Source organism: uncultured Aquitalea sp. (assembly GCF_945957525.1).
Lineage (GTDB): Bacteria > Pseudomonadota > Gammaproteobacteria > Burkholderiales > Chromobacteriaceae > Aquitalea.
Genome location: NZ_CAMFLA010000008.1, coordinates 28,399 through 42,706, shown reverse-complemented (window position 1 = coordinate 42,706; position 14,308 = coordinate 28,399). Strand labels below are relative to the sequence as shown.

General features: G+C 63.2%; 9 protein-coding genes. 4 read left to right on the top strand and 5 right to left on the bottom strand.

The genetic code is table 11. The annotated features are described in order from the left end of the window. Nucleotides 1–16: 16 nt before the first annotated feature. From Q0P52_RS09320 to Q0P52_RS09310, 3 genes are all read right to left on the bottom strand, one after another. Nucleotides 17–3,121, bottom strand: coding sequence for an efflux RND transporter permease subunit (locus Q0P52_RS09320; protein ID WP_293761071.1), 3,105 nt, complete (start codon nt 3,119–3,121; stop codon nt 17–19). 10 nt (nt 3,122–3,131) lie between these two features. Beyond that, nucleotides 3,132–4,238, bottom strand: coding sequence for an efflux RND transporter periplasmic adaptor subunit (locus Q0P52_RS09315; RefSeq protein WP_293813704.1), 1,107 nt, complete (start codon nt 4,236–4,238; stop codon nt 3,132–3,134). A gap of 246 nt (nt 4,239–4,484) precedes the next feature. After that, nucleotides 4,485–5,738, bottom strand: coding sequence for an MltA domain-containing protein (locus Q0P52_RS09310; protein ID WP_293761065.1), 1,254 nt, complete (start codon nt 5,736–5,738; stop codon nt 4,485–4,487). 296 nt (nt 5,739–6,034) lie between these two features. Between Q0P52_RS09310 and Q0P52_RS09305 the strand changes: the two genes are divergently transcribed. Next, nucleotides 6,035–6,334, top strand: coding sequence for a BON domain-containing protein (locus Q0P52_RS09305; RefSeq protein WP_293761062.1), 300 nt, complete (start codon nt 6,035–6,037; stop codon nt 6,332–6,334). Between the two features lie 228 nt (nt 6,335–6,562). Here Q0P52_RS09305 and lysA read toward each other — a convergent pair whose 3' ends face one another. Beyond that, nucleotides 6,563–7,798: a diaminopimelate decarboxylase gene (lysA, locus tag Q0P52_RS09300; protein WP_293761060.1), complete on the bottom strand. Its 1,236-nt coding sequence runs from the start codon at nt 7,796–7,798 to the stop codon at nt 6,563–6,565. Between the two features lie 120 nt (nt 7,799–7,918). Here lysA and Q0P52_RS09295 point away from each other — a divergent pair, with 120 nt between their 5' ends. The 3 genes from Q0P52_RS09295 to Q0P52_RS09285 all read left to right on the top strand — a co-directional run bounded on the left by Q0P52_RS09295 (nt 7,919) and on the right by Q0P52_RS09285 (nt 12,099). Beyond that, entirely contained in the window at nt 7,919–8,833 is a 915-nt protein-coding gene (locus Q0P52_RS09295; RefSeq protein ID WP_293761059.1) for a LysR family transcriptional regulator, read from the top strand. A gap of 85 nt (nt 8,834–8,918) precedes the next feature. After that, complete coding sequence (locus tag Q0P52_RS09290; RefSeq protein ID WP_293761056.1) at nt 8,919–10,778, top strand: ATP-binding protein; 1,860 nt, start codon at nt 8,919–8,921, stop codon at nt 10,776–10,778. Then, the gene (locus tag Q0P52_RS09285; RefSeq protein ID WP_293761053.1) at nt 10,771–12,099 is read left to right on the top strand and encodes a sigma-54 dependent transcriptional regulator; all 1,329 of its coding nucleotides are present in this window, start codon (nt 10,771–10,773) and stop codon (nt 12,097–12,099) included. Before Q0P52_RS09290 ends, Q0P52_RS09285 begins: the two co-directional genes overlap by 8 nt. A gap of 409 nt (nt 12,100–12,508) precedes the next feature. Here the strand turns inward: Q0P52_RS09285 and Q0P52_RS09280 are convergent, their stop codons facing one another. After that, complete coding sequence (locus Q0P52_RS09280) at nt 12,509–13,780, bottom strand: dicarboxylate/amino acid:cation symporter (protein ID WP_293761050.1); 1,272 nt, start codon at nt 13,778–13,780, stop codon at nt 12,509–12,511. Nucleotides 13,781–14,308 lie beyond the last annotated feature (528 nt).

The window sequence follows — 14,308 nt, the reverse complement described above, 5'->3', positions numbered from 1 at the left end:
CCCGCTACCGAACCGCCTAGGTCTGCGCGCTACCACCCAGCTTGCGCCGCGTCCACAGCCTGAAACTGTCCAGATAGCTGTACACCACCGGCACCACAATCAGCGTCAGCGCGGTGGAGGTGATCATGCCGCCGATGATGGCGTGCGCCATCGGCCCGCGGGTTTCCGAACCGTCGCCGCTGCCGAAAGCCATGGGCAGCATGCCGAAAATCATGGCCAGACTGGTCATCATGATGGGACGCAACCGCACGCGCCCCGCTTCGACGATGGCGTCCTCCCGGCTCATGCCTTCGCGGCGAGAATGGTTGATGAAATCCACCAGCAGAATGCCGTTTTTGGAGGCTAGGCCCATCAGCATGATGATGCCGATCACCGAGAACATATTGAGCGTGGAGCCAAAGGCCAGCAAGGCGACAAACACACCGACGAAAGCCAGCGGCAGCGCCATCATGATGGAAATGGGCAGCGTGAAACTGCGGAACTGCGCCGCCAGAATCATGTAGATGAAGATCACGCCCATCGCCAGCGCCTGCACGGCGTAGCCCAGCGATTCCTCCATGTCGCGCCGCTCGCCCTCCTGCGCCAGCACCACCCCGGTCGGCAGTTTGAAGCTGTCGGTCAGTTTGGCGATATCGGCAAACACCGAGCCGGAATCGCGCCCGGCGATGTTGGCGGTGATGGTCACTTCGCGCAGCAAATCCACCCGGTCGATCTGGCGCGGGCTGAGGCCGCGACTCAGCTGGGTAACAGTGGACAGTGGCACCATGCTGGCCACGCCATTGGCGTCCGCCGAACCGGCCACGGTCAACACGTCCAGCAGCTCGCGCCGTCGCGACTCCTTGGGAATCTGCAACAGCACGTCGTAGTTCTCACCGTCCGGCGCTTCCCAGGTGCTGACCGTTTCGCCCGCCAGCAGCATGGACAGCGTATTGCCCACGCGGCTGAGATCCACGCCCAGTCCGGCGGCGGCGTCGCGCTTCACGGTGAGATTGATGGCGGGGTCGGCGTCGTTGAGGCTGCTCTGCATGTCGCTGACGCCGGGCACCTTGCCCAGCTCGGCCATCAGCCGGTCCGCGGTGGCCGACAACAAGGCCAGATCAGAGCCGCGCAGACCAATGTTCACCGGCTTGCCGCCCGGACCTTCCTTGCCCAGCTCCTCCACCGACAGGATGTCAACGCCGGCCACCAGCCCGGCTTGCTGCCGCGCTTGGCGCATCACGTCGAACAGATTGGCCTGCCGCTCGCGTTTGGCACCCAGATCCACTACCAGCCGGCCGTCGGTTTTGCCACTGCCGAAACTGCCGTCGCCCGCTGTCATGCTGACCGACTGTACGGCGGGCAGGCGGCGCATCAGTGCGGCCAGCTCCAGCCCCTTGCCTTCGGTGTACTCCAGCGATGAACCCGGTGCGGTCTTGAACGAGAGCGCAAACTTGCCCTTGTCCTGCCGGGGCATGAACTCTCCGCCCACCACCGGCACCAGCATGAAGCTACCCACCGTCAACAACAGCGCAGCCGCCAGCACCGTCTTGCGATGACCCAGCACCCAGCGAATGACCTTGACATAGATTTCTGCCAGACGGTCCAGCGAACCCTCGAACCAGTCCAGCATGCGGCCCAGCGGTCCGCGATGACGGTCACCGTGATGATGCGGGTCCGGCCAGATAGAAGACAGCATCGGGTCCAGCGTGAAACTCACCAGCATGGAAATCAGCACCGCCACCGTGACGGTGAGGCCGAACTGGTGGAAAAACTTGCCGATGATGCCGCTCATGAAACCTACCGGCAGGAACACCGCCACGATGGTGAGGGTGGTGGCCAGCACGGCGAGGCCGATCTCGTTGGTGCCATCCAGCGCCGCCTGGAAATGGCTCTTGCCCATATTGGCGTGGCGGACGATGTTCTCCCGCACCACGATGGCATCATCGATCAACAGACCGATGGACAAGGACAACGCCATCAGCGTCATCAGGTTGAGCGTGAAACCCAGCGCCTGCACGGCAAACAGCGTGCCCACCAGTGAGACCGGCAAGGTGAGGCCGGTGATGACGGTGCTGCGCCAACTGCCCAGAAAGAGAAACACGATCAGCACGGTCAGCAGTGCGCCTTCCAGCAAGGTGGCCTCCACATCCGCCAGCGACTTGCGCACTTCTTCAGACTTGTCGTAGGTGTAGCGCACATGGGTACCTGGCGGCATCTGCTTTTCCATCTCGCGGATCACCTGCTTCACCCCGTGCGCCACTTCCACCACATTGGCGCCGCGCGCGGCGCGGATGTCGATGCTGACGCCGGGCTTGCCGTCGATCAGCGAGATACTGCTTTTTTCCGCCTCCGCGTCAGCCACGCTGGCAATGTCCGCCAAGCGGATCGGGTTGCCGTGGCGATAGCCGATCACCAGCGTCGCGAAATCATCCGGCGACTTGAGCTTGCCCGCCACACGAATGCTCAGCTCGCTGGCGGCGGTGCTCAAGGCGCCGGCGGGAAAATCGCGATTGGCGGCGCGGATGCCGTCGGCCACTTCCTGCAGCGACAGGCCGGAAGACTCCAGCCGGTAGGGGTCGACATCGATGCGGATCTGCCGCTTCACGCCGCCCACCACCCGTGCTTCGCCCACGCCGGACACGGTCTGGATGCGTTTCTTGAGGGTGTTTTCCACCCAGGTGGTCATGGCGCGCGGCGTAGCCTCCAGCGAGCTGAAGGTCACCGACAGCAAAGGCTGGTCATTGGGATTGAACTGCGACACCGACGGCGTGCCGATTTCACGGCGGAAGCGCCCCTGCACGCTACCCACCCGGTCGCGCACGTCCTGCACGCCGGCATTGGGGTCCACGCTCAGTTCGAACTCCACCACGATGGTGGAATTGCCCTCAAACGAGTAAGAACGGATGTGCTTGATACCGTTGATGGTATTGATGGCCTCTTCCAGCGGGCGGGTGACCTCGCTTTCCACCACCTCCGGCGATGCGCCGCCGTAACTGGTGCTGACCACCGCCACCGGGAAACGGATGTCGGGAAACTCCTCCACCGGCAAGCGATACCAGGCGAACAAGCCCAGCACCAGCAGCGCCATCATCAGGACTGTGGCGAAATAGGGATTGCGGACGCTGACGCGGGTAAGCCACATGACGCGTTCCTCAGCGAACCGACGGCGGCAAGCTTACCGCTTCGCCGGCGATGACGCCCAGCAGGCGCGCCGCCAGCACCGGTTCGCCCGGGCTGACGCCGGACACCGCCGCCACGCGCTCGGTTTCGGACAACAGCGCTATCCGCACCGGACGCTTCACCAGCCGGCCTTTCTCGATCGCCATCACCCAGGGCTTGCCCTCCGGGTCTTGCACGGCGTTCTGCGGCAGCAGGGTCTGGCCGGCGATCTCGCTCAGCACGATGCCGCCCTTGGCGAACAAGCCGCCCTTCAGCCGCCCGTCGGGGTTCTCCACCCGGATGAACACGGTAAAGCTGCGGGTGCCGCTTTGCGCCACCGGATTGATGCGAGCCACCAAGCCACTGTAGGCCTGCGCCTGCCCTTCCACCGTGAAGCGCGCCGTCATGCCGGGCTTGACCAGCGCCACGCGTTGCGAAGGTACGCTGGCGCTGACTTCCAGTTCGCGCAGGTCGGCCACGGAAAACAGCTTGGCGTTCTTGGCCGCCACTTCGCCCGGATTGATCTTGCGTTCGTACACCACGCCGTCGATGGGCGCTTTCACCACGCTGTCGGCCTGCAGACGGCGCGCGCGCGCCAGTTGGGTTTCCTGCGCTTTAAGCTCGCCGGCGCGCACGGTGTAGTCGCTTTGCACCTCATCGAAAGCCAACTGGGAGATGAAGCCCTTTTGCAGCAGCTCTCGCTGCTTGTCCAGCTTGATCTTGGCCAACTGCAGGCGGGACCGGTTGTTGGCCAGCTGGGCTTCCTGCTCGGACACCGACTGATCCAGCGCTTCCGCGTCCAGCACTGCCAGCACCTGGCCCTTACTCACCCGCTCGCCTTCGCGCACCCGCACTTCTTTCACCCGAGCTTCCACCTCGGCGGCGATGCTGGCGCTGGAGGGCGCGCTCAGCGTGCCGGTAAAGGGCAGCATGTCAGCCAACGCGCCTGCCTTGGCCACCACCACATCGGCTTCGGCCAACTCACGCGCAGCCGGGGCGGAAGCGGCGGCCTTGCCGGGTTTGGCGTCGCCGCCCTCATGGCGGGAGCAGCCGACCGTCAGGCCAGCCGCCAACAGGAGAAGCATCAATGCAGATCGCATGTCGTATCCGTTTATTGTTTTGACTCGCCGCCGAACCACGCAGCGACAAATGGCCGCCGGCAATGCCGTATGACCTGATTTTTGTCGACCCGCCCCCGGGACCGACAGCGTCAAACACCCAGCCCTGCCTTTGCCGGCGGCGCTTGGCGCCGCTGACACAAACTTGTGAAGACCCTGCCGCCACAGCCCGTACCCGGTGTACGACAAGCAGGCGAAAGGCAGGGGCAGGGGTTTTGTTTACGGCTCTTACTGTGCCGAGGCCATGGCCGGGGTGACGCCCTTGGGCAACAACATCCACAGGCTGCCCGTCTGCTTCATTCTGCCGGCGTACATGCCGGCCTCAGCGCCATAACCCCAGAAGAAGTCGGCCCGCACCGCGCCGCGAATGGCGTTGCCGGTATCCTGCGCATGCACCAACCGGTTAAGCGGCTGCTGGCTCAGCGGCAAAGTGGTGGAAAGATACACCGGCGTGCCCAGCGGGATGTAGCGCGGGTCCACCGCAATGCTGTAGCCCCCGGTCAGGGGTACGCCCAGCGCGCCGGTGGGGCCGCTGTCGCCGCCGGGCAACGCCTTGAAGAACACATAGCTGGGATTGACGGCGAACAGCTCCTGCCTGCGATTCGGATTGGCCTTCAGCCAGCCCTGAATGCCCTGCATGGAGGCGTTGGCCAGCGTCAGCTCGCCCCTGTCCACCAGCCACTTGCCGATGGACTGATAGTTGTAACCGTTCTGTTCGGCAAAACCCACGTGCAGGAAGCTGCCGTCGTCCAGCTGGATGCGGCCTGAACCCTGTACCTGCAGGAAGAACAATTCCACCGGGTCCTCCACCCAGGCCAGCACCGGCGCGCTGGACACGCCCTTGCCTTGCTCGATCTCGGCGCGGGTGTAATACGGCAGCAGGCGATTGCCTTCCAACCGGCCCTTCAGTCGCGTGGTGCGGGCATCGACGGTGAAATCAGCCGGCCGCACTTCAATCTCTCCGGCGCCGGCCACGGTTTTGCCGGGCTGCAATTGCAAGCGGTTGGCCGAAGCCTTGCGCGCCACCAGCACACTGCGACCGCGCAAGCTGGCCGGGTAATCCAGCGACAGCAAATCCGCCGGTACGCCGTATACCGGCCAGGGAGCGCGTTCGCTGCGCTGACGGCTGCCATTGAGCAGCGGTTCGTAATAGCCGGTAATCAGTCCGCTGTCGGTACTGCCGTCGCGTACGCGCCAGGCGTTGAAACGGCTTTCAAAGAAACGGCGCACGGCGGCGGCATCGCCGACCGGCAACCGCGCCGCTTCCTGGCAGACCGTGCTCCATTGCGGCTTGCGGCCCGTTACGCGGCAGCTTTGCAACAAGGCCTGCAGGGTGTCGCCCACCGGCTGCTCGTTCCAGGCGGGCAGGCTGGCCGGACTACCCTGCTGCGCAGGCGCGCCGCTCTCGCCAAGCGGCGGCGTGGAGGTGGAGCAGGCGGCAAGCCACAGCAGTGGCAACAGAATGAGAAGGCGTTTGAGCATGAATCAGGGCTTTGCGGACGGAAGGTGCTTAGAGATGCGGCGCAACTGCGCACGGCAAGCCGCCATGTTAACCCGGCAGCCGCGCGGCTGCACGTCGCGGTGAAGGCGTCGGACAGTCCGGCAAGCCGCGAGTTCTGCCGGAAAGACACACCCGCGCACGCAAGACGGGACGCTTCATGGTTTCGCAACAAAAATGCAAACAAAGCTCGCTACCATGCTGCCATCCAATCGAGATAACCGGCAGGCCCATCGCAGCCGCCGACCATGACGCCGCTTGTTTTCAGGAGATCATTCAGATGAAGCGCATTTTCGCCCGTTCCGCCCTGCTGGCCACCCTCGCACTGCAAGCCGCCTTTCTGCCGGCCATCGTTCACGCCGAAGACGCGCCGGTAACCGACGAACAACTGGCCGTGAACGTGAAGTCCGCCCTGGACGCCGATCCGGAGCTAAAAGCCCTGGACCTGAAAGTAAGCAGCAAAAAACAGGAAGTCACCATCGACGGCAAGATGTCTGATGACCAGCAAATGTACAAAGCCGGCGTGATCGCCGAGAAGGTGCCGGGCGTCAAGTTCGTCATCAACAACATGAATATGTAAGCGCTCCGCTTGCCGATACGAAAAAGCCGCTCATCCGAGCGGCTTTTTTTGCTGCAGGCACAGTCATTGGATGACATTAAGCAGAACCCGGCAAAGCCGGGCCTTCCGACTTACTTAGCGATTCCGCAGCCTTCCATTTCTTCCCCATCCCCCCGCCCTTGCCCGGCAAGGGCGCCTCGCATTCTCACCAGAAAGCGAGCAATCGGTTGTCAATCATCTGCAAGGCGCTTACACGTTTTCCAGCGCCAGCAATTCCGCCATCGTCTGGCGGCGACGGATCAAGCGGGCAGCGCCGCCATCCACCATCGCTTCGGCCAACAGGGGGCGGCTGTTGTAGTTGGAGGACATGGTGGCGCCGTAAGCACCGGCGTCATGGAACACCAGCCAGTCGCCCACGTCCGCCGCCGGCAGATCGCGGCTTTCCACCACGCCGCCTTCCTGCTGGGTGAACACATCGCCCGATTCACACAAGGGGCCGGCCACCACGGTAGGCACCGCGCCGCTTTTCTCCACGCCCTCGGGCGTCAATACGGAAATGGCGTGATAGCTGCCGTACAGCGACGGGCGCATCAGATCGTTGAAACCGGCATCCACCAGCACGAAATGGCGGCTGCCCATGTTCTTGACCGCGCGCACTTCGGCCACCAGCGCGCCGGATTCGGCCACCAGGAACCGGCCGGGTTCGATCTCCAGCCGCACGGCATGGCCCAGCAGGCCTTCCACTTCTTTGCGCGCCGCGTCCCACAGCGAGAAATAGTGCTCGGTGTCGATACGGCTGTCGCCGTCGCGGTAGGGGATGGACAAGCCGCCGCCGGCGGAGATGCCTTCGATGTCGCGCCCCATGCGCTTCACCAGCGCCACCATCGCGCCGCACACTTGCTGCAGATGGCTGTAATCCACGCCGGAGCCGATGTGCATGTGTATGCCCGCCAGCTTGAGACCGAACTGATCGATGACCGCCAGCGCCTCGTCCAGATCCTCATGCCAGATGCCGTGCTTGCTGTTTTCGCCGCCGGTATTGGTCTTCTGGCTGTGGCCATGGCCAAAACCCGGATTGATGCGCAGCCACACCTTGTGGCCGGGCGATGCGGCGCCCAATTGGCGCAGCATGTCGATACTGCCGGCGTTGACCACAATACGCTCCGCCACCACCACAGCCAGCGTAGCGCGATCCAACACGTCGGCGGTAAACACCACCTCGGACGGTTCGCCCGAATCCAGCTGGAAACCGGCCTGGCGCGCGCGTTCGATCTCGCCCAGCGACACGGCGTCCACCTTCACGCCTTGCTCGCGCATCAGGCGCAGGATGTGCGTGTTGGAGTTAGCCTTTTGCGCATAGCGGATCACGTCAAAACGCGACAGCTGGGCGATGCGCTCACGAATGACCGCGGCGTCGTATACCCACAGCGGAGCACCGTATTCATGGGCAAGCGCGGCCAGCTGGGCGGCGGAGAAAGTTTTCATGGCGGACACCTGATTCAATGATGTATCGATGGTGACGCAGCCCACGGCAAAAATAAAATATCAATTTATAGTCACATCTTTCATTTATGATATGACCCGACTCTCATTTTCCAGCCTGCCATGTCGCCGTTCAGCCTGCGCCACGTGGAAATCTTCCACGCTGTCATGACCAGCGGCAGCGTCACCGACGCCGCCACCCTGCTGCACACCTCCCAGCCCACGGTCAGTCGCGAACTGGCCCGGCTGGAACAACTTACCGGCCTCACGCTGTTTGAGCGCGTGCGCGGCCGGCTGCGCCCCACGGCCGAAGCGCTGCAACTGTTTGAAGAAGTACGGCGCGCCTATCTGGGGCTGGACCGCATCGCCGAAGCGGCGCGCGCCATCCGCCAGTTCGAACACGGCAGCCTGTCGCTGGCCTGCCTGCCGATGTTCTCGCAAGCGGTGCTGCCGGGCGTCTGCCAGCGTTTTCTGGCCGAGCATCCCAGGGTGTCGCTCAACATCGCGCCGCAGGAGTCGCCGCTGCTGGAGGAGTGGCTGTCGGCCCAGCGCCATGATCTGGGCCTGACCGAAAGCCACCACGCGCCGGCAGGCACCCGCATCGAGCAGGTATTCTGCGCCGATGAAGTGGCCATCCTGCCCGCTGGCCATCCGCTGGCTGCCCGCCCGCGGCTATCCCCCGCCGATTTTCACGACCAGCCTTTCATCAGCCTTTCCGCCAGCGATATCTACCGGCAGCAACTGGACCGGCTCTTCGGCCAACATGGCGTGGAGCGTCATATGGTGCTGGAAACCCACAGCGCCGCCTCGGTGTGTTGCATGGTGCGCGAAGGCGTGGGGCTGGCGGTGGTCAACCCGCTCAGCGCCGCCGCCTTTGCCGGGCAAGGCGTGGCGGTGCGGCCGCTGACAGTGTCCATCCCCTTTACCGTACAGCTGGTGCGCCCCTTGCACCGGCCCGCCTCAGAGCTGGTGGACCGATTCGCCGCACTGCTGCGCCAGACGCTGGCACAGAGCGAGGCGGCTTCGGCAAACCCCTGAGCCGGAACAAGACTTGCTACAATACGGCTTGCCTCCGGCCCCTTAGCGGCCGCCCCAGCCAACCGTTTGCGGACGCCTCCCCACCTTGAAACTGCGCACCTTGCTCCGGGTCCTGCTGGTTCTGGTGCTGATGATCATTGCCGGCATCAGCGCCTTCCGCGCCAGCGTGGACGATTCGCTGACCGATCTGCGCAATAGCACCACGCAGCGGTTGGAGATGTACGCCAACAGCCTGGACAGCGAAATCGGCCACTACGCCCGCCTGCCCAGCCTGCTGGCGCTGTCCCCCTATGTGGACCGCCTGCTGCGAGAGCCTGGCAACGAACAAGAACGCCAGGCCGCCAACGACTATCTGGACCGTCTGAGCCAGCGCACCGGCGCCAGCGCCATCTACATCATGAGCACCACCGGCATCGTACTGGCCACCAGCAACTGGCACAGTCCGGACAGCTATCTGGGCGAGGACGATTCCTTCCGCCCCTACTTCACCGAGGCGATGGACGGGCACCCCGGCCGCTTCTTCGGCGTGGGCACCACCCGCAGCGAACCCGGCTACTACTTGTCCGAGCCTTTGTTGAGCCGCGGCCGCATCATTGGCGTGGCCGTGGTGAAGATCAACATGGATTACCTGGAAAAACTGTGGCGCGAGAGCAAGACCACGGTGATGGTGTCCGATCAGAACGATGTGGTGATTCTGGCCACCGAGCCCGGCTGGAAATTCCGCACCCTGCACCCCTTCAGCGACGCCCTGCGCGACGCCTTCGACCGCAATCGCCAGTACAACCGCATCCCCTTGCGCCAGCTGGGCCTGAAAGAGCGCCGCCAGCTGGATGACGGCAGCCGCATCTGGCGTGTTACCGAACCGGCCAAGGCCAGTTGGCGACGCCTAGCCTACCCGCGCGACATGCTAGGCCAGTCACAGTTGTTGCCGGTGTCCAACTGGAAGCTCACCGTGCTCTCCAGCCTGGACCCGGTCTACCAGCTGGCGTACAACCGCGCCGCGCTGGCCGGCCTGCTCACCGCCTTTAGCGCCACCGCCATCCTCTGGCTGAACGAGCGCCGTCGCCGCCTGCGCGACAAGCTGGCCGCGCGCGAAGCCTTGCAGCAGGCCTATCAGCAGCTGGAGCGCAAAGTGGAAGAACGCACGGCCGACCTCTCTCACGCCAACCTGCAACTGCAAGCCGAGGTGCAGGAACGCATTCGCACCGAACAACACCTTCGGCAAACCCGGGACGATCTGGTGCAGGCCGGCAAGCTGGCGGTGCTAGGCCAGCTGGCCACCGGCATGGCGCATGAGCTAAACCAACCGCTGGCCGCCTTGCGCACCCTCTCCGGCAACGCCATCAAGTTTCTCGAGCGCGGCCAACCCGACACCGCGCGCAGCAATCTCAATACCATCTGCCAACTGGTGGACAAGATGGGCGAGCTGACCGGCGCCCTGAAGTCCTATTCGCGCAAATCCACCACCAGCGTCGGCGTGGTGGACGTCAGCCGCGCGCTGGACAACGCCTTGCTGCTGCTGGCCAACCGGCTGCAGAACACCGACACCCGCATCCTGCGCCACGGGCAACCGGAAAGCTGGAAGGCCCGTTGCGATCCCAACCGTTTCGAGCAGGTGCTGGTGAACCTGCTTGCCAACGCCCTGGACGAGCTGCAAGGCCGGCCCGATCCGCTGATCGAAATCAATGGCTGGCTGGCCGACGGCCAGGTAGTGCTCACCATCCGCGACAACGGCCCCGGCCTGCGCGACAGCGTACGCGAACACTTGTTCGAGCCCTTCGTCACCACCAAACCCGCCGGCATCGGCCTCGGGCTGGGGCTGACGCTGTCGGCCGGCATCATTACAGAAACAGGCGGCAGTCTGAGCGCCGACAATCATCCGGAAGGCGGCGCGCTGTTCACCGTCTGCCTTCCCCAGGCTACAGAGGAACAAAGCCATGTTTGATGGCATGCAAGTGGTAATCGTCGAGGACGATCCGGTCGTACTGATGGGCTGCGAGCAGGCGCTTGCGCTTGAGGGCCTGCAAACAACGGGCGTCGCCAGCGCCGAACAGGCGCTGACGCTGATCGAACCGGGCTTTGCCGGCGTGGTGGTCAGCGATATCCACCTGCACGGCCAGGACGGCATGGCGCTGATGCGCCAACTGCGCGCGCGCGACGCCGACCTGCCGGTGATCCTCATCACCGGCCACGGCGACGTCAGCCTGGCGGTGCAAGCCATGAAAGACGGCGCCTACGACTTCATCGAAAAGCCCTTCTCGCCGGAACGACTGCACGATGTAGTCAGCCGCGCCATGGAACAACGCCGGCTGAGCCTGGAGGTGCAAAGCCTGCGTCGCCAGCTGGAAGACCGCAACAGCCTGGCTTCCCGCCTGATCGGCCGCTCCCCGGCCATGGAAAACCTGCGCCGCATGATTGCCGACGTGGCCGACACTTCGGCCAACGTGCTGATCCACGGCGAAACCGGCACTGGCAAGGAACTGGTGGCTCGCTGCCTGCATGACATCAGCCGCCGGCAGAGTCGCAACTTTGTCGCCCTCAACTGCGGCGGCATGGCAGAAAGCCTGTTTGAGAGCGAGATCTTCGGCCACGAGGCTCATGCCTTCACCGGCGCGAGCAAACGCCGCATAGGCCGTATCGAATACGCGGACGGCGGCACGCTGTTCCTCGACGAAATCGAAAGCATGCCGCTGCCGCTGCAGATCAAGCTTCTGCGCGTATTGCAGGAACGCACAGTGGAAAGACTGGGCTCCAACACCCCCATCCCGGTGGACTGCCGGGTAATCTCCGCCACCAAGTCTGACCTCAAGGCCATGGGCGGCAGCGGGCACTTCCGCAGCGACCTCTACTACCGCCTCAACGTGGTCAGCCTGCATTTGCCGCCGCTGCGCGAGCGTCGCGAGGATATCCCGCTGCTGTTCGAATACTTCCTCATGCAGTCCGCCACCCGTTTCGACCGCCCCACGCCGCAACTGGAAGCCCACGAGCAAGCCTCGCTGCTGGCTTACGACTGGCCGGGCAATGTGCGCGAACTGCGCAATGTGGCGGAACGCTATGTGCTGGGCATCCGCACGCCCTTGTCCGAAGCCGCCCACCTGAGCCAGGCGCTGCCGCTGGCTGAAACGGTGGAAGCCTTCGAGCGCGCGCTGATCGCGGAAGAATACCGCCGTCAGGGCGGCAGCCTCAGCCGCACCAGCGAAGCGTTGAAGGTGGCTAAAACCACCCTGTTCGACAAATTGAAGAAATACGGACTGCAGCAAGGCTAACGCCGCGCTGCCGGACGGCGGCGAGCAAGGCAAAAAAAGAGGCCGGGCTATGCCCGGCCTTGCTTATTGACGGTTTGTTCGCATCGCGCCCGGGATACCCGCCGCTCTTCCGGCGGTCGGGTTGGCCAAGCCCTGTCGAGAGGGACCGGGCGGATGCGCTAGCGGGACAAACCATCATGGCTGCGACTCCGGGCTTTCAGGACCGTCCCTTGGCTGCACCGGATCAAAGTCTGGGGGCAGACTTCAAACCGGCAAGCCGTCACGGCCCGTCTTTGACTGCCTCCTGGCGGAGGCGGGTTGGGGGATGTCGTTCCCGGAGTCCAACCGCCACCGGTTCGGCAGCGCCGCAGTCGATTCCGACTGAAGGCGCGACCGCCGGCATTCTCTTCTGTATCTGTTGCGCTGCCTCTTACACCCGGTCTTCGGCCAACACCGGATTCTGCATCGCGGCTTCGCGGTCGATCTCGCCTTCGGAGCCGGCCACCACGGTAGTGGCAATGGCGTTGCCCAGCACATTGGTGGCGGTACGGCCCATATCCAGGAAGTGGTCGATGCCGAGGATCAGCAAGATGCCGGCATCCGGCAGATTGAACATCGGCAGCACGGCGGCCACCACCACCAGCGACGCGCGCGGCACACCGGCGATGCCCTTGCTGGTTACCAACAAGATCAGCAGCATGGTGATCTGTTGGGTCAGGGTGAGGTTCACATGGAACACCTGGCTGATGAACAGCGCGGCGAACGAGGTGTACATGATGGAACCGTCAAGGTTGAAGGAATAACCCAGCGGCAGCACGAAGCCGGAAATCTTCTCCTTGATGCCGAAGCGTTCCAGTTGCTCCAGCAGTTGCGGATAGGCGGCTTCGCTGCTGGCAGTGGCAAAACCCAGCATCAGCGGCATGCGGATCATCTTCAGCAGGGCGAAGATCTTGCGGCCGACAAAGGCGTAACCGCCGGAAATCATCAGGATCCACAGCGTCAACAGGGCCAGGTAGAAACTGCCCATGAACTTGGCGTACACGGTCAGCACGCCCAGGCCTTCGGTGGTCACGGTGGAGGCCACGGCGCCGAACACGCCCAGCGGCGCAAACATCATCACGATATTGGTGATGCGCAGCATGATGTTGGACAGCTCTTCCAGACCCTTGATCAGGAAGGTGGGCTTCTCACCCTTGTAGGTGATGATGCCCACGCCGAAGAACACCGAGAACACCACCACTTGCAGCACTTCGTTCTTGCTCATGGCATCGAAGAAGCTGGTGGGGAACATGTGGGTGATGAAGTCCTTCAGGTTCAGCGCGGAAGCCTTCACACCGCTGGTAGCGGTCACATCCGGCAACGGCAGGTTATAACCCACGCCCGGCTGCAGCAGGTTGGCGAAGAACAGACCAAGGAACAGCGACACCAGCGAGGCGCACAGGAACCAGGCCATGGCCTTCAGGCCGACGCGACCCACGGAACGGGAATCGCTGCTGGCGATGCCGTGCACCAGCGTAGACATCACCAGGGGCGCGATGATCATCTTGATCAGTCGCAGGAACACATCGGTCAGGATGGAGAAGTAGCCGGCAACGTCTTTCAGTTGCTTGGCGTCAGTGATGTTGGCGTGGCAGAAGTAGCCCACGGTGATGCCGAGCACGAGAGCGATCAGCACCCACAACGTAATCTTATTGGTTTTCAAGCAGGTTCTCCTAATGTAGTCCGGTCGCAAAACCGGCAACGAGCCTCCCGCTTATGGCAGGAAACGTGCCAGGAAAACGTCACAAAACCAAACAGTAAGTCTTTGATTTGTATGGTTGAAAAACATCAAGAGAAAATCGTGATTCGGATTTCCGAACAAAAGACCAAAAACCCGTTTGGAAAACCGACTGGAAAGCGGGAAAAAAAACGCCCGCGGGACAGCGCGGGCGGGAAATATCTCACCAGAAGAGTAAGGCCGGTTCTTTCACCCCTCCGGCAGGGGCTTGGAGCGGCGGTTGGGGAAACCGCCTGACTGGAAAGATCAGTCCTCGCCATGGGGATGGCACAGTCTGCGAACAAACAACAGGCAAGACCGACATGAAGCTGGTGTCTATCGTCCAAATGACAGCAAGTGACCACGCCGGTCTTGCCTGTTGCCTGTCCATAAGTGCAGCACTTAACGAAAGACCAAGGCATGCAAAAAGAGTTCACGATTAAGTGAAACTACCTATCCGCAGTCAATAAGATG